The sequence below is a fragment of the Serratia marcescens genome (assembly GCF_001902635.1).
Classification (GTDB): domain Bacteria; phylum Pseudomonadota; class Gammaproteobacteria; order Enterobacterales; family Enterobacteriaceae; genus Serratia; species Serratia marcescens_F.
The window spans coordinates 1-22,012 of record NZ_MJAO01000017.1 but is presented as its reverse complement, the minus strand read 5'-3'; the positions used below and the strand labels follow the sequence as shown (position 1 = coordinate 22,012).

Genomic DNA, 22,012 nt, shown 5'->3' with positions numbered 1-22,012 from the left:
GCACGAGGAATTATGCGATGACTGAATATAACGATGAATACTGGATGCGTCAGGCATTGCAGCTGGCCCTGCGCGCGCAGGAAGAAGGTGAAGTGCCGGTGGGTGCGCTGCTGGTACTGGACAATCAGGTGATCGGCGAAGGCTGGAACCGGCCGATCGGCCGGCACGATCCCACCGCGCACGCCGAGATCATGGCACTGCGCCAGGGTGGCGCGGTACTGCAAAATTATCGCCTGCTGAACGCCACGCTGTACGTCACGCTGGAGCCCTGCGTGATGTGCGCCGGCGCGATGGTGCACAGCCGCATCCGCCGGCTGGTGTATGGTGCCGCCGACGAGAAAACCGGCGCGGCCGGTTCGCTGGTAGACATTCTGCGCCATCCGGGCATGAATCATCAGGTGGAGATCGTGTCAGGCGTGCTGGCGGACGAATGCGCCGCCACCCTGAGCAATTTCTTCCGCCTGCGCCGTGAACAGAAAAAAGCGCTCAGGCTGGCGCAGCGGGCGGCGGATAAACCGGAATAATCAGTAGTTGAGCGCCAGTTCCGGCATCACCGTCGGATAGCCTTTCCCCAATGCCTCCTGCTCGGCGGCCGCTTGCGCCGCCTTTCTCTCTTTTTCCTGCAGATAGCCCACCAGGCTCACCTGGTAGCGGCGGATGTTTTCCACATAGTTGTAGGCTTCGCGCCCGCGCGCATAGCCGTAGGTCAACTGCGGGTAGTAGCGCTTTTGGCTCAGCATCGGCAGGCGCTGTTTAACGTCGACCCAGCTGTCCGGATTGCCTTTCTGCGTTTTGGTCAGCTTACGCGCGTCCAGCATGTGGCCCCAGCCCATGTTGTAGGCCGCCAGCGAGAACCAGATGCGCTCGTCTTCCGGCACGCTGTCCGGCACCTTGGCCATCAGTCGCTGCAGATAGAGCGCGCCGCCCTGAATACTCTCTTCTGGATCGAGACGGTCGTTGACGCCCAAACCGTCGGCGGTGGCGCGGGTCAGCATCATCAGGCCGCGCACGCCGGTGGGCGAGGTGGCCTGCGGGTTCCAGTGCGATTCCTGATAGGCGATGGCCGCCAGCAGCTTCCAGTCGATTTCGTTGGCGTGCTTCTCGAACAGCGGCCGGAAGTTGGGCAGCACCGAGTCGATGGCCGACAGGAAGGTTTTGGTATCCACATAGTCGAAGCTGCCGACGTGGCCGAGGTACTTCTCTTCCAGCCGCGCCAGGGTGCCGTCATCCACCATCTGGCTGTAGAAATCCAGCATCGCCGCGTACAGGCTGTCGTCGCCGTCGCGTTTCATATACCAGGTGACCGGCTCTTCATCGGTGACGTCGAACGCCACTGCCAGCTGTGGATGGATGCGCTGCAGCAACGCGATGGTCACCGAATCGCCGAGGGTGTAGTCCAGCTTGCCGTCAGCAACCCGTTCCAACAGCTCTTTGGAGGTGAGATCGCTCGAAGACTCCCAGGCGAGATCCGGGTATTTATCCTGTTTGAGCTGCTTTAGCGTGCTGACGTGCGCGGAACCGGAGGCAACCGCCAGCTTGCCTTTAATGTCGGCGAAGCTTTTCGGCCGCGGGGTGCCCAGCCGGTACACCAGCTGTTGGGAAACGGAATAGTAGGCCGGGCCGGTGCGCGCACGGCTGAGGCGCTCCTGGTTGTAGATCAGGCCGGCTGCCAGCAGGTCGGCGTCGTCGTCGTCCAGATCGTCGAACAGATCATTGATGTTCTTATGGGGGATCACCACCAGCTTCACCCCGAGGTAGTTGGCGAAGCGTTTCGCCAGTTCGTAGTCGAGCCCACCCGGCCCTTGCTTGGTGTTGAAATAGGTCAGCGGTGAATTCAGCGTGCTGATACGCAACTCGCCGCGGGAAATGATCTCCTGGAGTTGCCCGCCCTGGCCGCTGCGCCAGGTGATATTGGGCCACAGAGCGAGAGCCAGAAGCAGGGTGACAACGCCGATGAGGATGTAGTTTATTTTAAGACGTTTCAAATAGTTATCCAGTGGTGGCACAGGTACACCGGCGATGACAACCGCGACTTTTCTCATGGTTAAATCACCAGTGCGGGGGGCATTTTGCGCAACAAAACGCCAGTGTGCAACTTTATTGACACGTTATGACAATTCGACGGTGCGGCACGCTTTTATCAATAATCCCTACGCAAACGGTTTCGTCGGCGGCGAGGATTCTCTATAATGACGCGCGTTTTCCCCTGTTGCGCCCAATGAAGCGTCTTATCCGTCGCTTCGAAGACGAGAGAACTTTGATTATGGAAATTCTGCGTGGTTCGCCCGCTTTATCGGCTTTTCGCATTACCAAACTGCTGTCCCGTTGCCAGGAAGCCCACCTGCCCGTCAGTGATATCTACGCCGAGTACGTCCACTTTGCCGATGTTAGCGCACCGCTAAGTGCCGAAGAACACGCCAAACTTCAGCGGCTGCTCAAGTACGGTCCTTCTCTCGCCGAACACGCCCCCGAAGGCCGGCTGCTGCTGGTAACGCCGCGTCCGGGCACCATTTCTCCCTGGTCTTCCAAAGCCACCGACATCGCCCACAACTGCGGTTTGCAACAGGTGGTGCGCCTGGAGCGCGGCCTGGCGTTCTACGTCAAGGCACCTGAGCTGACGGAAGCTCAATGGCGCCAGCTCGCCGCGCTGTTGCACGATCGCATGATGGAAACCGTCTTCAGCGAGCTGCAACAGGCCGAACAGCTGTTCGCGCACCATCAGCCGGCGCCGTATCAGTCGGTCGACGTGCTGGGCGCAGGGCGTACCGCGCTGGAGCAGGCCAACGTCCGGCTCGGCCTGGCGCTGGCGCAAGACGAGATCGACTACCTGCTGAATGCCTTTACCGGTTTGGGGCGCAACCCGACGGATATCGAACTCTATATGTTCGCGCAGGCCAACTCCGAGCACTGCCGCCACAAGATTTTCAACGCCGATTGGATCATCGACGGCGAACAGCAGCCTAAATCGCTGTTCAAAATGATCAAGAACACCTATGAGCAGACGCCGGACTATGTGCTGTCGGCTTATAAAGACAACGCCGCGGTGATGGAAGGCTCGCAGGTCGGCCGCTTCTTCGCCGCGCCGGAGAACGGCAAGTACGATTACCATCAGGAAGAAGCGCACATCCTGATGAAGGTGGAAACTCACAACCACCCGACGGCGATCTCGCCGTGGCCGGGCGCCGCGACCGGCTCCGGCGGCGAGATCCGCGACGAGGGCGCCACCGGCCGCGGCGCCAAGCCGAAGGCCGGTCTGGTGGGCTTCTCGGTGTCCAACCTGCGCATTCCCGGCTTTGAACAGCCGTGGGAGCAGGATTTCGGCAAGCCGGAACGCATCGTCACCGCGCTGGATATCATGACCGAAGGCCCGCTGGGCGGCGCGGCGTTCAACAACGAATTCGGTCGTCCGGCGCTGCTGGGCTACTTCCGTACCTATGAAGAGCGCGTCAACAGCCATAACGGCGTCGAGCTGCGCGGCTACCATAAACCGATCATGCTGGCGGGCGGCATCGGCAACATCCGTGCCGATCACGTGCAGAAAGGGGAAATCACCGTCGGCGCCAAGCTGGTGGTGCTGGGCGGCCCGGCGATGAATATCGGCCTGGGCGGCGGCGCGGCGTCATCGATGGCTTCCGGCCAGTCCGACGCCGATCTGGACTTCGCTTCGGTGCAGCGCGACAACCCGGAAATGGAGCGCCGCTGTCAGGAAGTGATCGACCGCTGCTGGCAGCTGGGCGACCAGAACCCAATTCTGTTTATTCATGACGTCGGCGCCGGCGGCTTGTCCAACGCCATGCCGGAGCTGGTGAGCGACGGTGGCCGCGGCGGCCGTTTCGAACTGCGCGACATCCTCAACGACGAACCGGGCATGAGCCCGCTGGAAGTGTGGTGCAACGAATCGCAGGAACGTTACGTGATGGCGATCGCCCCGGCGCAGATGGCGCAGTTCGACGAGATCTGCCGCCGCGAGCGCGCACCTTACGCGGTGATCGGCGAAGCGACCGAAGAACAGCACCTTCTGCTTTCCGACCGTCACTTCGACAACCAACCGATCGACATGCCGCTGGACGTGCTGCTCGGCAAGACGCCGAAGATGACCCGTGACGTTACCCGTCTGCAGGCGCGCGGCCAGGCGGTGCAGCGCGAGAACATCACGCTGGCCGACGCGGTGAAACGCGTGCTGCATCTGCCGGCCGTCGCGGAGAAAACCTTCCTGATCACCATCGGCGACCGTACCGTTACCGGTATGGTGGCGCGCGACCAGATGGTCGGCCCGTGGCAGATCCCGGTGGCCGACTGTGCGGTCACCACCGCCAGCCTGGACAGCTATTACGGCGAAGCGATGTCGATCGGCGAACGTGCGCCGGTGGCGCTGCTGGACTTTGCCGCCTCCGGTCGCCTGGCGGTCGGGGAAGCGCTGACCAACCTGGCCGCCACGGAAATCGGCAGCCTGAAACGCGTGAAGCTGTCCGCCAACTGGATGGCCGCCGCCGGCCACCCGGGTGAAGATGCCGGCCTGTACGAAGCGGTGAAAGCGGTGGGTGAAGAGCTGTGCCCGGCGCTGGGTATCACCATTCCGGTGGGCAAAGACTCCATGTCGATGAAAACCCGCTGGCAGGAAGGTAACGAACAGCGTGAGATGACGTCGCCGCTGTCGCTGGTCATCACCGCCTTCGCCCGCGTGGAAGATGTGCGCCACACCATGACGCCACAGCTGCGTACCGATAAAGGCGACAGTGCGCTGCTGTTGATCGATCTCGGCAATGGCCATAACGCCCTGGGCGCCACCGCGCTGGCGCAGGTTTATCGCCAACTGGGCGACAAGCCGGCCGACGTGCGCAACGTCGCGCAGCTGGCGGGCTTCTTCAACGCCATGCAGCAGCTGGTGGCCGATCGCGCGCTGCTGGCTTATCACGACCGCGCCGACGGTGGCCTGCTGGTGACGCTGGCGGAGATGGCCTTCGCCGGTCACTGCGGCGTGGAAGTTAATCTCGACGGCCTCGGCGACGATGCGCTGGCGGTGCTGTTCAACGAAGAGTTGGGTGCGGTGATCCAGGTGAGCGCCGAACGTCTCGACGACGTGAAGCAGGCGTTCGCTCAGCATGGTCTGACCGACAACGTGCATCACATCGGCAGCGCGCAGGCCGGCGATCGTTTCGTCATCAACCAACACGGCAAGGCGCTGTACAGCGAAAGCCGCAATACGCTGCGCACCTGGTGGGCGGAAACCACTTGGCAGATGCAGCGTCTGCGCGACAACCCGGCGTGCGCCGATCAGGAACATCATGCCAAGCAGGACGAACAAGATCCCGGCCTGAACGTGAAGCTGAGCTTTGCGCCGCAGGAAGACATCGCTGCGCCGTACATCGCCAAGGGCGCTCGCCCGAAAGTGGCGGTGCTGCGCGAGCAGGGGGTGAACTCCCACGTTGAAATGGCAGCGGCGTTCCACCGTGCCGGCTTTGACGCGGTGGACGTGCACATGAGCGATCTGCTGGCGGGGCGCCGCGATCTGCAGGATTTCCACACGCTGGTGGCCTGCGGCGGTTTCTCTTACGGCGATGTGCTGGGCGCCGGCGAAGGCTGGGCGAAGTCTATCCTGTTCAACGAGCGGGTGCGCGATGAGTTCGAAGCGTTCTTCCACCGTCCGCAGACGCTGGCGTTGGGCGTGTGCAACGGCTGCCAGATGATGTCGAACCTGCGCGAGCTGATCCCGGGGGCCGAACACTGGCCGCGCTTCGTGCGCAACCTGTCGGATCGTTTCGAGGCGCGCTTCAGCCTGGTGGAAGTGGCGGCCAGCCCGTCGCTGTTCCTGCAGGGTATGACCGGCTCGCGTATGCCGATTGCCGTTTCCCACGGTGAAGGGCTTGTCGAAGTGCGCGATGCGGCACATCTGGCGGCGCTGGAAAGCCACGGCCTGGTGGCACTGCGTTTCGTCAATAACGCCGGTCAGGTGACGGAAGCTTACCCGGCCAACCCGAACGGTTCGCCGAACGGCATTACCGCCGTGACCAGCGCCAGCGGGCGTGCCACGGTGATGATGCCGCACCCGGAACGCGTGTTCCGCACCGTCAGCAACTCCTGGCACCCGGAAGAGTGGGGCGAGGACAGCCCGTGGATGCGCATGTTCCGCAACGCCCGTAAACAACTGGGCTAAAATGGCCTCCACCGTACAGAGGGCGCAAGCAATTGCGCCCTTTTTTGTGGCCGATGTTCGCCGTTGGGCGGTAGTGTCTGCTTTTTGCGACAAGGGCTATTTTCCGTGTCGCCAAATGGCGACATTTAATTTATTGATTTTATTGGTGGTAAGCGAGTTTGGCTTTAGTTGTCTGTGTTTGGCGACAGGGTGGTGTTTTTTTCATCGCCAACCGGCGCGCAATGAGGGAGTGAGATTATGATTTTTGTTTTATTTTTAAATAAAATCATTGCGTTGTGATTTTTATTGCAAAGTTGGCACGCAACGTGCATTATTCTCGGCGGCTGCTCATTCAACTTTTTATGACGGCGCCGTAATTAGACGGCAAATCGCCTCATAAGCCTCCGAATGATGCCAAAGAAATGGTGCCTATCGTCCAACCAAACCGATAACAGACTGCGCAAGCGGCTTTATCAAGCATCGGGCGACACGTGGAGTGAGGCACCGCCTGTATCCAACTGTGATGAAGGGTTCATCAATCCAGGATACTTACGGATGCTATTCGTCCTGTTCGATGCCAGCCGCTGCGCTACATCACCCCGGGGACGAGATTCAAGGGCATCCACACTTTCCTTGCGGCGGGGCAAACTTCTTGCCCCGGCGTCAATTCTCAACGCTGCGCTTATCCCTGTTTCGTTGCCTATGCCCTCGAATGCAGACGCCATCCAAAGATTTTTACCTTCGTTCCGATCTCTTTTTCTGATGCCGCATGCCGTCGGCAGGCCGGGCCTGTGCGCGCAGTTCCAGGATTCTCCCTTGCTGGGCTTTTCTCTTTCCGGCGAGTCAGTTAGCATCGTGACAGACACTGAGAGAGTGAGATGATTTCGTTGAAAAAATGGCGTTTGTTCCCACGTTCGCTGCGGCAACTGGTGCTGCTGGCGTTCCTGTTGGTGCTGTTGCCGCTGCTGGTGCTGGCCTACCAGGCGTACCAGAGCCTGGATCACCTCAGCGCGCAGGCGGCGGACATCAACCGTACCACGTTGGCGGATGCGCGGCGCAGCGAGGCGATGACCAGCGTGGCGCTGGAGATGGAGCGTAGCTATCGTCAATATTGCGTGCTGGTCGATCCCACGCTGCAGAAGCTGTACCAAAACCAGCGCAAGCAGTATTCGCAGATGCTGGACGCCCACGCGCCGATTCTGCCGGATGAGCGCTACTACCAAACGCTGCGTCAGCTGCTGACTCAGCTGGCGGCGATCAAATGCCAAAACAGCGGGCCGGACAAAGACGCTTCCGCCTTACTCGAGTCGTTCTCGCGATCCAATGCCGAAATGGTGCAGGCCACGCGCGCGGTGGTGTTCTCGCGCGGTCAACAGTTGCAACAGGCCATCGCCGAACGCGGCCAGTTCTTCGGCTGGCAGGCGCTGCTGCTGTTCCTGGTCAGCGTGCTGCTGGTGGTGCTGTTTACCCGCATGATCATCGGGCCGGTCAAGGCCGTGGAGCGGATGATCAACCGCCTGGGAGAAGGGCGCGCGCTGGGCAGCACTGCGTCGTTCAAGGGGCCGCGCGAGCTGCGTTCGCTGGCGCAGCGCATCATCTGGCTGAGTGAACGGCTGGCGTGGCTGGAGTCGCAGCGCCACGAGTTCTTGCGCCATATCTCGCACGAGTTGAAAACGCCGCTGGCCAGCATGCGCGAAGGCACCGAACTGCTGGCCGACGAGGTGGCGGGGCCGCTCACTTCCGATCAGAAAGAGGTGGTGGCGATCCTCGACAACAGTAGCCGCCATCTGCAGCAGTTGATTGAACAGTTGCTGGATTACAACCGCAAACTGGCCGATGGCCCGGCGGAACACGAGAACGTCGAGCTGCGCGAGATGGTCGATCTGGTAGTCGCCGCGCACAGTTTGCCGGCGCGGGCGAAAATGATCGCCACCGAAATTTCGCTGGAGGCGGAAATCTGCTGGGCAGAGCCTACGCTATTAATGCGCGTACTGGATAATCTCTACTCCAATGCGGTGCACTACGGCAAGGAATCCGGTAACATTTGGATCCGCAGCCGTCAGGTTGGACAACGGGTGCAAATCGACGTCGCCAATACCGGCACGCCGATCCCCGAGGCTGAAAGAGCCATGATTTTCGAGCCTTTTTTCCAGGGTAGTCACCAGCGAAAAGGGGCGGTAAAAGGAAGCGGACTGGGGTTGAGCATCGCTCAGGACTGTATCCGCCGCATGCGCGGTGAGCTGCAACTGGCGACGGTCGCCGGTGCAGACGTTTGCTTCCGCATTGAACTGCCGTTAACCGCCGAGAATGAATAAATAATGTACACATGGTCTAAACGCCTTCGTCTCTCACAGACCGAACGTTCACCGCGTGCCACGCACAGAGCGCCGCTCGGCAAACGCCCGACCCGCTGGTTGGGCGCCGTTTTGTTTATGCCGCTGTTGCTGGCGGGCTGTGTCGATCGCGCCGTCAGCGGCGGGTTGAGCCCCCAGCGGCAAGAAGCGATCCCGGATACCAAGGTGATCGATTACCGCACCGCGGCTTGCGATACCCTGTGGCAATTGGACGACAAGGACGCGCTGGATAACTCACTCTACTGGCTGCGCGCGATGGACTGCGCCGATCGTATCGGCTCGACCCAGGCGCGCGCGCTGGCGCAAACCGTGCCGGGAGACAGCTGGTCCGGCATTTTCAAACAAAGCATTCTGCTGGGCAGCGCGCAACCGACGTCGGGTGAACGCCGCCAGATGATCGATCGGATCAACAGCTATCGGATGGAAGTTCCCGGTTCGCTGCGCCCGCTGATGCAGCTGTGGCGTCAGCAGCAGACGCTGCAGATCACCTTGTTCGATGAAAAAGCGCGCTACCAGCATCTGCAGGAGAGCAGCGACAGCCAGATCGATTCGCTGCGCCAGAACCAGGCGCGTCTGCAATCGCAGTTGCAGGACACCTCGCGCAAGCTGGAGAACCTGACCGATATCGAGCGTCAGCTCTCTTCGCGCAAGCAGCTGCAAGGGGAGATCCCGGAAAACAGCGCAGGCCAGCTAAAAAGCGAGGCTGGTGGTAAAAGCGGTACGGCCGCCAAGGGCGCAGAGTCTGAGGATGAACCGGAAAAGGGCACTGCGCTGCCGGTTGAACCGGAAGACACCTATACGCCGCACCCTGCCAATAAGGAGTCCCACGCGCAATGACCGCACGCAAACCGGCCAACCTGCTCTTGGTTGACGACGATCCCAGCCTGCTGAAGCTGTTAGGCATGCGTTTGACCAGCGAAGGGTTCCACGTCACCACCGCCGAAAGTGGCCAAGAAGCGCTGCGCCTGTTGGCGCGCGAACAGATCGATCTGGTGATCAGCGACTTGCGCATGGATGAGATGGACGGCATGGCGCTGTTCGCCGAGATCCAGAAGCATCAACCGGGCATGCCGGTGATCATTCTCACCGCCCACGGTTCAATTCCCGATGCGGTGGCCGCCACCCAGCAGGGGGTGTTCAGCTTCCTTACCAAGCCGGTGGATCGCGATGCGCTGTACAAGGCCATCGATGAAGCGCTGTCGCTGTCGTCGCCGGCCGGCGACGACGCCTGGCGGGAAGATATCGTTACCCGCAGCCCGTTGATGTTGCGCCTGCTCGAACAGGTGAAAATGGTGGCGCAGTCCGACGTCAGCGTGCTGATTAACGGCCAGAGCGGCACCGGTAAAGAGGTGTTGGCGCAGGCGATCCACGCCGCCAGCCCGCGCGCCGGCAAGGCGTTCATCGCCATCAACTGCGGCGCGCTGCCGGAGCAGCTGTTGGAGTCCGAACTGTTCGGCCACGCCAAAGGCGCTTTCACCGGCGCGGTCAGCAGCCGTGAAGGGCTGTTCCAGGCGGCGGCGGGCGGCACGCTGTTCCTCGACGAGATCGGCGATATGCCGCTGTCGCTGCAGGTGAAGCTGTTGCGCGTGCTGCAGGAGCGCAAGGTGCGCCCGCTGGGCAGCAACCGCGATCTGGACATCGACGTGCGCATCCTCTCCGCCACCCACCGCGATCTGCAGAAGGCGATGGCGAAGAACGAGTTCCGTGAAGATCTCTACTACCGCCTCAATGTGGTGAACCTGAAGATCCCGGCGCTCAACGAACGTGCCGAAGATATCCCGCTGCTGGCTAATCATCTGTTGCGCGAAGCGGCTCAGCGGCATAAACCGTTCGTGCGCAGTTTCTCGACCGACGCCATGAAGCGGTTGATGACTGCCAGTTGGCCGGGCAACGTGCGCCAGCTGGTCAACGTCATCGAGCAGTGCGTGGCGCTGACCTCGGCGCCGGTGATTAGCGAAGCGCTGGTGGAGCAGGCGCTGGAAGGGGAAAACACCGCGCTGCCGACCTTCGCCGAAGCGCGCAACCAGTTCGAATTGCACTATCTGCGCAAGCTGCTGCAGATCACCAAGGGTAACGTGACCCAGGCCGCACGCATGGCGGGCCGCAACCGCACCGAGTTTTACAAATTGCTGTCGCGCCACGAGCTGGACGCCAACGATTTTAAAGAATGACAGTTTCCCGCCGGTGCCTGCCACGCAGGTTCTCAACAAATCCGGCGGAATGATTTACACTCCGTTCTCTTCGCCGCGGCGCGCCCCGGCGTAAAGCACTATGGAACGTATTAAGCGGGATCGTAAACAATGAGCAGATCACTTTCCATCGCCCTGGCCCAGTTGAACCTGCTGGTCGGCGACATTGAAGGCAACACCGAACGCATGTTGCAAATTGTGCAGGAGCAGCAGAAGGCGGGAGCCGATCTGGTCATGTTCACCGAACTGGCGCTGTCCGGCTATCCGCCGGAAGACCTGCTGTATCGCAATGACTTCTACCAGCGCTGCGACGCGCAGCTGCTGCGTCTGCAACAGGCCTCCACCGAAACGGCGATCCTGGTCGGCCACCCGTGGCGCGAAGGCGACAAGCTGTACAACGCACTGTCGCTGTTCTCCGAAGGCCGCCTGCTGACCCGCTACTTCAAGCAACAGTTGCCGAACTACGGCGTGTTCGATGAGAAGCGCTATTTCCACGCCGGCAGCGACACCTGTGTGGTGGAGCTGAAAGGCTACCGTTTGGGCCTGCTGATTTGCGAAGATCTGTGGTTCCCGGAACCGATCGACGCCGCCAAGGCGGCCGGCGCGGAGATCATCCTGTCGATCAACGCCTCGCCGTATAACCGTGAAAAGCCGTATATCCGCAAAACGCTGATGGCCGGCCACTGCCAGCGCACCCAACTGCCGCTGGTGTACCTTAACCAGATCGGCGGCCAAGATGAGCTGATCTTCGACGGTTGCTCCAAGGTCTTCGACGCCGCCGGCGCCATGACCCACCGTCTGGCGGCCTTCGCTGAGCAGGTCACGCGGGTGGAATTCAATGAACTGAACGTGGCGCCGATGGCCGATCCGGCCGCTGAGCTGTCGCAGCTGGCGCAGGTGTACCAGGCGCTGGTGCTGGCGGTGCGCGACTACGTGACCAAAAACGGCTTTAAAGGCGCGGTGCTGGGGCTGTCCGGCGGTATCGACTCGGCGCTGACGCTGGCGATTGCCGTGGATGCGTTGGGCAAAGACAAGGTGCAGGCGCTGATGATGCCGTTCCGCTATACCGCGGATATCAGTATCGCCGACGCCAAGGAAGAGGCGGAAATCCTCGGCGTGGAGTTCGATATCGTCTCCATCGAGCCGATGTTCGACGCCTTTATGGGCCAGCTGTCGCCGATGTTCGCCGGCACCGAACGCGATACCACCGAAGAAAACCTGCAGGCGCGCTGCCGCGGGGTGATGCTGATGGCGCTGTCCAACAAACGCCGCAGTATCGTGCTGACCACCGGCAACAAGAGCGAAATGGCGGTGGGTTACGCCACGCTGTACGGCGATATGGCCGGCGGCTTCGACGTGCTGAAAGACGTGCCGAAAACGCTGGTGTTCAAGCTGTCCGAATACCGTAACACCGTCTCCTACGTGATCCCGCAGCGGGTGATCGATCGTCCGCCGTCCGCCGAACTGGCGCCGGATCAGGTCGATCAGGACAGCCTGCCGCCGTACGATATCCTGGACGCGATCCTGGAAGGTTACGTTGAGCGCGACAAGTCGGTCGCCGATCTGGTGGCCGAAGGGTTCGACGAAGCGATCGTGCGCAAGGTGATCCGCCTGGTGGACATCAACGAATACAAGCGGCGTCAGGCCGCCGTCGGGCCGCGTATTACCGCCCGTAACTTCGGCAAAGACCGCCGCTATCCCATCACATCCGGTTTTGGCCGCAAAAATTGGTAATTGAAACGCCTATTCAATAGGCGTCATTGTCGCCGTCAGTTTGGGCACGGACAGCGCGCAGGGCCCGGAGCGTACACGGAGTACGTGAGGAGCCCGAGCGCTGCCCAGGCGCAAGATGACCAGAAAAATAGCCTAGTGGGTAGGCGCGAGGAAAGAAGATGAAAAAGATCGACGCTATTATCAAGCCGTTCAAACTGGATGACGTCCGCGAAGCGCTGGCCGAAGTGGGCATCACCGGCATGACGGTCACCGAAGTGAAAGGCTTCGGCCGCCAGAAGGGCCACACCGAGCTGTACCGCGGCGCCGAGTACATGGTCGATTTTCTGCCTAAGGTGAAGATCGAGATCGTGGTGGCCGACGACATCGTCGACACCTGCGTGGAAACCATCATGCAGACCGCGCAGACCGGCAAGATCGGCGACGGCAAAATCTTCGTCTTCGACGTGGCGCGCGTGGTACGCATCCGTACCGGCGAGCAGGACGAAGAAGCGATTTAATGTGATCGTCTACCGAGCACCGCCAGCTTGAGCCTGGGCAGTGCTCGGCCTCCTCACGTACTCCGTGTACGCTCCGGGCCCTGCGCGCTGGCCGTGCCCAATCTGGCCGGCGCTCGCTACGCCTTCAATCTCCGTGAACATCTCCCGACCTCTCCATAATTCTGGTCATTTTCATCACTAGCATTCTAAAAAAGCGAACGCTATCGCGTTTTTGACACTTTTCCCGATCGCTTTTCTCGCGGGATCTACAATCAATCTAACTATCTTGATTGAGGTGATCCCCAATGAATTTCAAGTTGCGGCTAGGCGGTAAGGGCGTGCATCCCCAGGAGCTTACTCAAGTAAGTGACTGGGGGGACAAATCTGCCGGGAGCAGATTTGAACGCTGCTTGCAGCGGCCCGTTAGGGCGTGGCCTACGGATGGGCCACGTAATAGAACGCAGACAACAACGCAGCGGCTTGAAAGGCGATGGGGATGATGACGTTACGCCAAATCCGCCACTTCATCGCGGTGGCTGAAACCGGGTCGATCTCCGCCGGTGCCCAGGCGGTGTTTGTCTCCCAGTCTTCGCTGACGCTGGCGATCCAGCAGTTGGAAACCGAGATCGGCGTGCGGCTGTTCGATCGCCACGCCAAGGGCATGACGCTGACCCATCAGGGGCATCAGTTCCTGCGCCAGTCGTATCTGATCCTGGCGACGGTGGACAACGCCAAGCGCAGCCTGCAGATCGGCACCGAAAGCCTGACCGGTAAGCTGACCATCGGCGTCACCAGCCTGGTGGCCGGCTACTTCCTGGTGGAGCTGCTCACGCGCTTTAAATCGGCCTATCCCAACGTCACCGTGCAGGTGGTCGAAGACGAGCGCCCGTATATCGAGCACCTGCTGGTCAGCGGCGAGATCGACATCGGCGTGCTGATCCTGTCGAACATCGAAGACCGCGACGCGCTGCAGACCGAGGTGCTGATGCACTCGCCGTATCGCCTGTGGCTGCCGCCGCTGCATCCGCTGCTGGAGCACGAAAGCATCAGCCTGGCGGACGTGGCCAAACAGCCGCTGATCCAGCTCAACGCCGATGAAATGGACGTGCACGCGCGGCGTATCTGGTCGCGCGCCGGGCTGAAGCCGGAGATCGCCATGAAGACCGCCTCGACCGAAGCGGTGCGCAGCCTGGTGGCGGCGGGAATGGGGGTCTCCATCCAGCCGGACATGGCGTACCGTGCCTGGTCGCTGGAGGGCAACATGATCGAAGCGCGCAAGCTGGACGATCTGCTGGAGCCGCTGGATATCGGGCTGGCATGGCGGCGCGGCAGCGCGCGGCCGGAGCTGGTGACGCCGTTCCTCACCATCGCGCGCGAGAACGGCAGTAAATACGCCGCCGGGCTTAAGCATTCGATTTAATCGAACGCGGCGTTCAGTATTTAGAATTTGTTGCCCGCCAGAGGCTCGCTTAGGCTGATTAAAACTAACTTATTCACATTTGGTTAACGTTTTTGTCACTTAGGGGCGTCAGGCGATGGCAGATGTGCAGGTTCTCTCAGGTTTGTCCTGTCAGCAGTTCATTAACGGTCAGCTTGTCGACGGCGAAGGCCAGCAGGAGTGCATCGTCAATCCGGCCAACGGCGAGACGCTGATCGCCCTTACCGAAGCCTCTTCGGCGCAGGTCGGCAGCGCGGTGAAGGCCGCGCAGCAGGCGTTCGGCCACTGGTCACGCACTACGCCGGCTCAGCGCGCTGCCCTGTTGCTGCGCATCGCCGATGCCATCGAGCGGCAGGCGCCGCAGCTGGCGCAGCTGGAAGCCCTCAACTGCGGCAAACCGCTGCATCAGGCGCTCAATGACGATCTGCCGGCGGCGGTCGACGTGTTCCGCTTCTTCGCCGGCGCGGTGCGCACTCAGCAAGGGCAGCTGGCCGGCGAGTATGTACCGGGCCACACCTCGATGATCCGCCGCGATCCGATCGGCGTGGTCGCCTCGATCGCCCCCTGGAATTATCCGCTGATGATGGCGGCGTGGAAGATCGCGCCGGCGCTGGCGGCGGGCAATACCGTGGTGTTCAAACCGTCCGAACATACGCCGCTGACCATTCTGGCGCTGGTGCCGGCGCTGCAGGAGATCCTGCCGCCGGGCGTGCTGAATATCGTCTACGGCGGCGGCGAAGGGGTCGGCAGCCAGCTGGTGGGCCACCCGCAGGTGCGGCTGGTGTCGGTCACCGGCGATATCGTGACCGGGCAAAAAATCCTGCAGGCGGCGGCCAAAAGCGTCAAACGCACCCACCTGGAGCTGGGGGGGAAGGCGCCGGTGATCGTCTGCGACGACGCCGATCTCGACGAAGTGGTCAACGGCATTCGCACCTACGGCTATTACAACGCCGGCCAGGACTGCACCGCCGCCTGCCGCATCTACGCGCAGGCGGGCATCTATCCCAAACTGGTGGACGCGCTGGGCGAGGCGGTCGCCAGCCTGCGCTTCGCCCGCAAGCGCGACCAGGACAACGAGATCGGCCCGCTGATAAGCGCCCGCCAGCGCGATCGCGTCGCCAGCTTTGTCGAACGGGCGCTCAGCCAACCGCATATCGAATTGATCACCGGCGCCGCGGCCCACTCCGGGCCGGGGTTCTACTACCAGCCGACCCTGCTGGCGGGCTGCCTGCAAAGCGACGAAATCGTTCAGCGCGAGGTGTTTGGCCCAGTGGTCAGCGTCACGCGCTTCGAGCACTTGGAGCAGGCGGTCGAGTGGGCCAACGACTCGGAATACGGCCTGGCTTCGTCGGTGTGGACGCAAAATATCGACCGGGCGCTGCACATCGCCGCCCATCTGCAGTACGGCAGCACCTGGATCAACACCCATTTCACCTTGGCGAGCGAGATGCCACACGGCGGCCTGAAGCGCTCCGGCTACGGCAAGGATCTGTCCAGCGATTCGCTGCAGGATTACAGCGTTGTCAGGCACGTTATGGCGAAGTTCAAAGCCAGCTTCTAGCGGTTCTATAAAGAAAAATCAGGCGGCAGCCGTTCCCTGCCGTACACCGATAAGCAACACAGGGGTAATTACGATGAGAAAAACTACCGCAGTCACCACGACCGTCTCCGCGCTCTGTCTCGCCGTGCTGTGCGGCCTGGCCCAGGCGGCCGATCTGCCGCAGTCGCTGGGCAAAGGCGAAGGCCGGTTGGACATCATCGCCTGGCCTGGCTACATCGAACGCGGCCAGTCCGATAAAAACTACGACTGGGTCACCCAGTTTGAAAAGCAAACCGGCTGCGCGGTGAACGTGAAGACCGCCGCCACCTCCGATGAAATGGTCAGCCTGATGGCCAAGGGTGGCTACGATCTGGTGACCGCCTCCGGCGACGCCTCGCTGCGTTTGATCTTCGGCAAGCGGGTACAGCCAATCAATACCGCGCTGATCCCGAACTGGAAGAATGTCGATCCGCGTTTGCTGAACGGCGCCTGGTACACCGTGGACGGCAAAACCTACGGCACGCCGTATCAGTGGGGGCCGAACCTGCTGATGTATAACACCAAAACCTTCCCGACGCCGCCGGACAGTTGGGCGGTGATCTTCCAGCAGCAGAACCTGTCGGACGGCAAGAGCAACCAGGGCCGGGTGCAGGCTTACGACGGCCCGATCTACATCGCCGACGCAGCGCTGTTCCTGAAGGCCACCCAGCCGCAGCTCGGCATCAGCGATCCTTATCAGCTCAACGAAGAGCAGTATCAGGCGGCGCTGAAACTGCTGCGCAGCCAGCACGCGCTGATCCACCGCTATTGGCACGACACATCGGTGCAGATGAGCGACTTTAAAAACGAAGGCGTGGTGGCTTCCAGCGCCTGGCCGTATCAGGCCAACGCCCTGAAGGGCGAGGGCCAGCCGATCGCCACCGTATTCCCGAAAGAAGGCGTGACCGGTTGGGCGGACACCACCATGCTGCATGCCGACGCCAAACACCCGAGCTGCGCCTATCAGTGGATGAACTGGTCGCTGGAGCCGAAGGTGCAGGGCGACGTGGCGGCTTGGTTCGGTTCGGTACCGGCTTCGCCGGCGGGCTGCAAGGCTAGCACGCTGCTGGGTGAGAAGGGCTGCGAAACCAACGGTTTCAACCAGTTCGACAAAATCGCCTTCTGGAAAACGCCACAGGCGCAGGGCGGCAAGTTCGTGCCGTACAGCCGCTGGACCCAGGATTACATCGCCATCATGGGCGGCCGCTAAGCCGCGGGGCGCAGCCCGCTGCGCCCGAATTACATCAGTATGGAGCACAGAAAATGACCATTGCCGTGCAATTCATCGATGTTTCGCGGACTTTCGGCGATGTTCGCGCCGTGGATCGGGTATCCATCGACATTCAGGATGGGGAATTTTTCTCCATGCTCGGGCCGTCCGGCTCGGGCAAAACCACCTGCCTGCGCCTGATCGCCGGCTTTGAACAACTTACCTCCGGCTCGATTCGCATTCACGGCCAGGAAGCCGCCAACCTGCCGCCGTATCAGCGCGACGTGAACACCGTGTTTCAGGATTATGCGCTGTTCCCGCACATGTCGGTGCTGGAAAACGTCGCCTACGGCCTGATGGTGAAGGGCGTCGCCAAACGCGAGCGGCTGGCGCGGGCGCAAGAGGCGCTGGAGAGCGTGGCGCTCGGTTTCGTCGCCGAACGCAAGCCCGCACACCTCTCGGGCGGCCAGCGTCAGCGCGTGGCGTTGGCGCGCGCGCTGGTCAATCGGCCGCGGGTGCTGTTGCTGGACGAACCGCTCGGCGCGCTGGATCTCAAGCTGCGTGAGCAGATGCAGGGCGAGCTGAAGAAGCTGCAGCGCCAGCTGGGCATTACCTTTATCTTTGTCACCCACGATCAAAGCGAAGCGCTGTCGATGTCCGATCGGGTGGCGGTGTTCAACAACGGTCGCATCGAACAGGTGGATACGCCGCGCGAGCTTTACATGCGGCCGAAGACGCCGTTCGTCGCCGAGTTCGTCGGTACCTCCAACGTGGTGCGCAGCGAGCTGGCGCAGCGGCTGCTCGGTGAAAGCCGGACCTTCTCGATCCGGCCGGAGCATATCCGCCTGCTGGAACACGGCGGCGCGGTGCAGGACGAGATCCAGGTGCAGGGCACGCTGCAGGAAATCCATTACCAGGGCGCGGCCACGCGGTATGAAATCGCGCTGAACGGCGGCGAAAAGCTGCTGGTCAGCCAGGCCAATCCGCAGTGGATCGCCGAAGGGCAACAGCGGCAGATCGGCCAGCCGATCGTCGCCTGCTGGCCGCGTGCGGCGATGGTGCCGCTGCTGGAGGAGAGGTGAGATGGACATGAGCATCGACTCCCCCTCGGCGCGCGGCGGTAAAGTGCGCGCGCTGTCGACCTGGCTCTACCGCCGGCCGACGCTGTACCTGTTGCTATTGCTGGTGCCGCCGCTGCTGTGGTTCGGCGCGGTCTACCTCGGTTCTCTGCTGACGCTGTTGTGGCAAGGGTTTTACACCTTCGACGATTTCACCATGGCGGTAACGCCGGATCTGACCTTCGCCAACCTCGCGGCGCTGTTCAACCCGGCCAACTACGACATCATCCTGCGCACGCTGACGATGGCGGTGCTGGTGTCGCTGGCCAGCGCGGCGTTGGCGTTCCCGATCGCCTATTACATGGCGCGCTATACCAGCGGCCGCGTCAAAGCGTTCTTTTACATCGCGGTGATGATGCCGATGTGGGCCAGCTATATCGTCAAGGCCTACGCCTGGACCTTGCTGCTGGCGAAAGACGGCGTGGCGCAGTGGTTCCTGCAGCACCTAGGGCTGGAGCCGCTGTTGGCTTCATTGCTGACGGTGCCCGGCGTCGGCGGCAACACGCTGTCAACCTCGGGGCTGGGGCGTTTTCTGGTGTTCGTCTATATCTGGTTGCCGTTCATGATCCTGCCGATCCAGGCGGCGCTGGAGCGTCTGCCGCCTTCGCTGCTGCATGCCTCGGCGGATCTGGGCGCCCGGCCGGCGCAGACCTTCCGCCATGTCATTTTGCCGCTGGCGGTGCCGGGCATCGCCGCCGGGTCGATCTTCACCTTCTCGCTGACGCTGGGCGATTTCATCGTGCCGCAGCTGGTGGGGCCGCCGGGCTATTTCATCGGCAGCATGGTGTACGCCCAGCAGGGCGCAATCGGCAATATGCCGATGGCCGCGGCCTTTACGCTGGTGCCGATCGTCCTGATCGCCATCTACCTTTCCATCGTCAAACGTCTGGGGGCTTTCGATGCACTCTGAACGCGCGCCCTTAGGGCTGAAGCTGGCCGCCTGGGGCGGACTGATCTTCCTGCATTTCCCGTTGGCGATCATCGCCATCTACGCCTTCAACACCGAGGACGCGGCCTTCAGCTTCCCGCCGAAGGGGTTTACGCTGCATTGGTTCAACGTCGCCGCCGGGCGGCAGGACATCATCGACGCGGTGCTGCTGTCGGCGCAGGTCGCCTGCCTGGCGACCGCCATCGCGCTGGTGCTCGGCACGCTGGCGGCGGCGGCGCTGTATCGGCGCGATTTCTTCGGCAAAGACAGTATTTCGCTGCTGTTGCTGCTGCCGATCGCGCTGCCGGGCATCGTCACCGGTCTGGCGCTGCTGGCGGCGTTCAAGGCGCTGAACATCGAGCCGGGTATCCTGACCATTGTCGTCGGCCATGCGACGTTCTGCGTGGTGATTGTGTTCAACAACGTCATCGCCCGGTTCCGTCGCACCTCGTACAGCCTGATCGAAGCGTCGATGGATCTCGGCGCCGACGGGTGGCAAACCTTCCGCTATGTGATCTTGCCGAACCTCGGCTCGGCGCTGCTGGCCGGCGGCATGCTGGCGTTTGCGCTGTCATTCGATGAAATCATCGTCACTACCTTTACCGCCGGCCACGAGCGCACGCTGCCGCTGTGGCTGCTGAACCAGCTCGGTCGCCCGCGCGACGTGCCGATCACCAACGTGGTGGCGCTGTCGGTGATGCTGTTGACCATGCTGCCGATCCTCGGCGCTTACTACCTGACTAAAGGTGGGGAAAGCGTCGCCGGCAGCGGCAAATAATTTCCTTACCCGACCTCTGATAAAAGGATAACCCGATGCAAAGCCAACTGTTGATTGACGGCCAACTGGTAAATGGCCAGGGCGCGACCCAGCCGGTGTATAACCCGGCGACCGGCGAAGTGATCGCGCAGGTGGCGGAAGCCAGCCCGGAGCAGGTCGATCGCGCGGTGCTGGCTGCGGACGCCGCATTCGCCACCTGGGGCCAAACCACGCCGAAAGAGCGCGCCGAGCATTTGCTGAAGCTGGCGGATCTGATCGACGAGCATGCCGAGACCTTCGCCAGGCTGGAGTCGCTCAACTGCGGCAAGCCTTATCACTGCGTGTTGAACGACGAACTGCCGGCGGTGGCCGACGTGTTTCGCTTCTTCGCCGGCGCCAGCCGCTGTCTGAACGGTATGGCGGCCGGCGAGTACCTGGCCGGGCACACTTCGATGATCCGCCGCGATCCGCTCGGCGTGGTGGCCTCTATTGCCCCGTGGAACTACCCGCTGATGATGGCGGCCTGGAAACTGGCGCCGGCGCTGGCGGCGGGCAACTGCGTGGTGATCAAGCCTTCGGAGCAGACGCCGCTGACCACCTTCAAACTGGCTGAACTGGCCGCCGGGCTGTTCCCGCCAGGCGTGCTCAACGTGCTGTTCGGCCGCGGCGCCGGCGTCGGCGATCGGTTGACCGGGCATGACAAGGTACGCATGGTGTCGCTGACCGGCTCTATCGCCACCGGTGAACACATCATCGCCCACACCGCCGCGGGCATTAAGCGTACCCATATGGAACTGGGGGGCAAGGCGCCGGTGCTGGTGTTCGACGACGCCGATTTGCAGCAGGTGGTGGACGGCATTCGCAGCTTCGGCTTCTACAACGCCGGGCAGGATTGCACTGCCGCCTGCCGCATCTACGCGCAGAAAAGCATTTATCCCGAACTGGTGAAGCGGCTGGGCGAGGCGGTGGCCAGCCTGAAGATCGGCGCGCCGGACGACGAGAGCACCGAGCTGGGGCCATTGATTACCGCCCAGCATCTGGAACGGGTCGCCGGTTTCGTCGAGCGGGCCAAAGCGCTGCCGCACGTGCAGGTGGTGGCCGGCGGCGAGAAGGTGAAGGGGCCGGGTTACTACTTCCAGCCGACGCTGCTGGCCGGTGCGCGTCAGGAGGATGAAATCGTGCAGCGCGAAGTGTTCGGCCCGGTGGTGACGGTGACGCCGTTCGACGACGAAGAACAGGTGCTGGCCTGGGCGAACGCATCCAACTACGGGCTGGCGTCGTCATTATGGACCCGCGACGTGGGCCGCGCGCATCGCTTAAGCGCCCGCCTGCAATACGGCTGCACCTGGGTGAACACCCACTTTATGCTGGTGAGCGAAATGCCGCACGGCGGCCAGAAACTGTCGGGGTACGGCAAGGATATGTCGATGTATGGGCTGGAGGATTACACGACGATTCGTCATGTGATGTTCAAACATTGATTTTACAATAATTATCCGCACAATAGCGCGGCCTTTGGGCCGGCTTCGGCCGGTCGATGATAATAATATTCCCCTATGAATTTCAGGCTACAACGCTGTAGCTTGCAAGGCGACGGGGAAAACTGAAAGGAAGCCTATATGGGTATCACCCGACGCGATTTTCTCAACGGGGTGGCGATCACTATCGCCGCCGGGTTGACGCCGCTGCAGATCCTGCGCGCGTCGCCGCAAACCGCCAATCAAACCCTGTACTACCCGCCGGCGCTGACCGGGCTGCGGGGCAACCATCCGGGCTCGTTCGAGCATGCGCACCAGTTGGGGCGTGACGGCAAAACCTTTGATTTCGCCAGCGTGCCCGCCGTTGAAGAATTCGATCTGGTGGTGGTGGGCGCCGGCATCAGCGGGCTGGCGGCCGCCTGTTTCTGGCAGCAGCTGAAGGGCGAACAGCAGCGCATTTTGCTGATCGATAACCACGACGACTTCGGCGGCCACGCCAAGCGCAACGAGTTCAGCAGCGACGACGGCATGCTGCTCGGCTACGGCGGCAGCGAATCGCTGCAGTCGCCGCGTTCCAACTTCAGCCCGGTGGCGATGGGGCTGCTGCGCAAGCTCGGC

16 protein-coding genes are annotated in these 22,012 nt (G+C 62.0%); 15 read left to right on the top strand and 1 reads right to left on the bottom strand.

Going from position 1 to position 22,012, the window contains the following annotated elements; translation table 11 throughout:
• The first annotated feature begins 17 nt into the window (after nt 1-17).
• Nucleotides 18-524 (top strand): tRNA adenosine(34) deaminase TadA, encoded by a 507-nt coding sequence (gene tadA, locus BHU62_RS16995; RefSeq protein ID WP_015378796.1) that lies wholly within the window; start codon nt 18-20, stop codon nt 522-524.
• On the opposite strand, the gene mltF is transcribed toward tadA, so the two are convergent.
• Nucleotides 525-1,985 (bottom strand): membrane-bound lytic murein transglycosylase MltF, encoded by a 1,461-nt coding sequence (gene mltF, locus BHU62_RS16990; RefSeq protein WP_073533054.1) that lies wholly within the window; start codon nt 1,983-1,985, stop codon nt 525-527.
• A gap of 275 nt (nt 1,986-2,260) precedes the next feature.
• On the opposite strand from mltF, the gene purL reads away from it, so the two are divergent.
• The 14 genes from purL to BHU62_RS16915 form a co-directional block, all read left to right on the top strand.
• Nucleotides 2,261-6,154 carry a phosphoribosylformylglycinamidine synthase gene (gene purL / locus BHU62_RS16985; RefSeq protein ID WP_171971332.1) on the top strand — a complete coding sequence of 1,298 codons (3,894 nt, stop codon included), beginning with the start codon at nt 2,261-2,263 and terminating at the stop codon, nt 6,152-6,154.
• Between the two features lie 857 nt (nt 6,155-7,011).
• On the top strand, nt 7,012-8,448 hold the full coding sequence (locus BHU62_RS16980; protein WP_073533053.1) for a sensor histidine kinase: 1,437 nt from the start codon (nt 7,012-7,014) through the stop codon (nt 8,446-8,448).
• A 3-nt stretch (nt 8,449-8,451) separates the two neighbouring features.
• Nucleotides 8,452-9,324 carry a two-component system QseEF-associated lipoprotein QseG gene (qseG, locus tag BHU62_RS16975; protein WP_073533052.1) on the top strand — a complete coding sequence of 291 codons (873 nt, stop codon included), beginning with the start codon at nt 8,452-8,454 and terminating at the stop codon, nt 9,322-9,324.
• On the top strand, nt 9,321-10,658 hold the full coding sequence (gene glrR, locus BHU62_RS16970) for a two-component system response regulator GlrR (RefSeq protein WP_073533051.1): 1,338 nt from the start codon (nt 9,321-9,323) through the stop codon (nt 10,656-10,658). The genes qseG and glrR overlap by 4 nt, the downstream gene beginning before the upstream one ends.
• Nucleotides 10,659-10,787: 129 nt before the next feature.
• Nucleotides 10,788-12,410 (top strand): NAD+ synthase, encoded by a 1,623-nt coding sequence (locus BHU62_RS16965; RefSeq protein WP_073533050.1) that lies wholly within the window; start codon nt 10,788-10,790, stop codon nt 12,408-12,410.
• A 158-nt stretch (nt 12,411-12,568) separates the two neighbouring features.
• Nucleotides 12,569-12,907: a nitrogen regulatory protein P-II gene (gene glnB, locus BHU62_RS16955; protein ID WP_004847623.1), complete on the top strand. Its 339-nt coding sequence runs from the start codon at nt 12,569-12,571 to the stop codon at nt 12,905-12,907.
• A 475-nt stretch (nt 12,908-13,382) separates the two neighbouring features.
• Complete coding sequence (locus BHU62_RS16950) at nt 13,383-14,306, top strand: LysR substrate-binding domain-containing protein (RefSeq protein ID WP_073533048.1); 924 nt, start codon at nt 13,383-13,385, stop codon at nt 14,304-14,306.
• Nucleotides 14,307-14,421: 115 nt separating this feature from the next.
• Nucleotides 14,422-15,885, top strand: coding sequence for a gamma-aminobutyraldehyde dehydrogenase (locus tag BHU62_RS16945; protein ID WP_073533047.1), 1,464 nt, complete (start codon nt 14,422-14,424; stop codon nt 15,883-15,885).
• A 73-nt stretch (nt 15,886-15,958) separates the two neighbouring features.
• Complete coding sequence (gene ydcS, locus BHU62_RS16940) at nt 15,959-17,113, top strand: putative ABC transporter substrate-binding protein YdcS (protein WP_073533046.1); 1,155 nt, start codon at nt 15,959-15,961, stop codon at nt 17,111-17,113.
• 53 nt (nt 17,114-17,166) lie between these two features.
• Nucleotides 17,167-18,195 carry an ABC transporter ATP-binding protein gene (locus BHU62_RS16935; RefSeq protein ID WP_073533045.1) on the top strand — a complete coding sequence of 343 codons (1,029 nt, stop codon included), beginning with the start codon at nt 17,167-17,169 and terminating at the stop codon, nt 18,193-18,195.
• A 1-nt stretch (nt 18,196) separates the two neighbouring features.
• Nucleotides 18,197-19,141, top strand: a complete 945-nt coding sequence (locus tag BHU62_RS16930) for an ABC transporter permease (RefSeq protein ID WP_073533044.1) — start codon at nt 18,197-18,199, stop codon at nt 19,139-19,141.
• A complete protein-coding gene (locus BHU62_RS16925) occupies nt 19,131-19,937 on the top strand; it encodes an ABC transporter permease (RefSeq protein WP_073533043.1) in 807 nt (268 codons plus the stop codon). The genes BHU62_RS16930 and BHU62_RS16925 overlap by 11 nt, the downstream gene beginning before the upstream one ends.
• Nucleotides 19,938-19,972: 35 nt before the next feature.
• Nucleotides 19,973-21,397: an aminobutyraldehyde dehydrogenase gene (gene patD / locus BHU62_RS16920; protein ID WP_073533042.1), complete on the top strand. Its 1,425-nt coding sequence runs from the start codon at nt 19,973-19,975 to the stop codon at nt 21,395-21,397.
• Between the two features lie 138 nt (nt 21,398-21,535).
• On the top strand, nt 21,536-22,012 hold a 477-nt coding region (locus BHU62_RS16915), incomplete at its 3' end, for an NAD(P)-binding protein (protein WP_139282293.1).

Coding starts and splice junctions, on each gene's coding strand:
- tadA (WP_015378796.1), top strand. CDS start 18: ATGACTGAATATAACGATGAATACTGGATGCGTCAGGCATTGCAGCTG.
- BHU62_RS16980 (WP_073533053.1), top strand. CDS start 7,012: ATGATTTCGTTGAAAAAATGGCGTTTGTTCCCACGTTCGCTGCGGCAA.
- qseG (WP_073533052.1), top strand. CDS start 8,452: ATGTACACATGGTCTAAACGCCTTCGTCTCTCACAGACCGAACGTTCA.
- glrR (WP_073533051.1), top strand. CDS start 9,321: ATGACCGCACGCAAACCGGCCAACCTGCTCTTGGTTGACGACGATCCC.
- BHU62_RS16965 (WP_073533050.1), top strand. CDS start 10,788: ATGAGCAGATCACTTTCCATCGCCCTGGCCCAGTTGAACCTGCTGGTC.
- glnB (WP_004847623.1), top strand. CDS start 12,569: ATGAAAAAGATCGACGCTATTATCAAGCCGTTCAAACTGGATGACGTC.
- BHU62_RS16950 (WP_073533048.1), top strand. CDS start 13,383: ATGATGACGTTACGCCAAATCCGCCACTTCATCGCGGTGGCTGAAACC.
- BHU62_RS16945 (WP_073533047.1), top strand. CDS start 14,422: ATGGCAGATGTGCAGGTTCTCTCAGGTTTGTCCTGTCAGCAGTTCATT.
- ydcS (WP_073533046.1), top strand. CDS start 15,959: ATGAGAAAAACTACCGCAGTCACCACGACCGTCTCCGCGCTCTGTCTC.
- BHU62_RS16935 (WP_073533045.1), top strand. CDS start 17,167: ATGACCATTGCCGTGCAATTCATCGATGTTTCGCGGACTTTCGGCGAT.
- BHU62_RS16930 (WP_073533044.1), top strand. CDS start 18,197: ATGGACATGAGCATCGACTCCCCCTCGGCGCGCGGCGGTAAAGTGCGC.
- BHU62_RS16925 (WP_073533043.1), top strand. CDS start 19,131: ATGCACTCTGAACGCGCGCCCTTAGGGCTGAAGCTGGCCGCCTGGGGC.
- patD (WP_073533042.1), top strand. CDS start 19,973: ATGCAAAGCCAACTGTTGATTGACGGCCAACTGGTAAATGGCCAGGGC.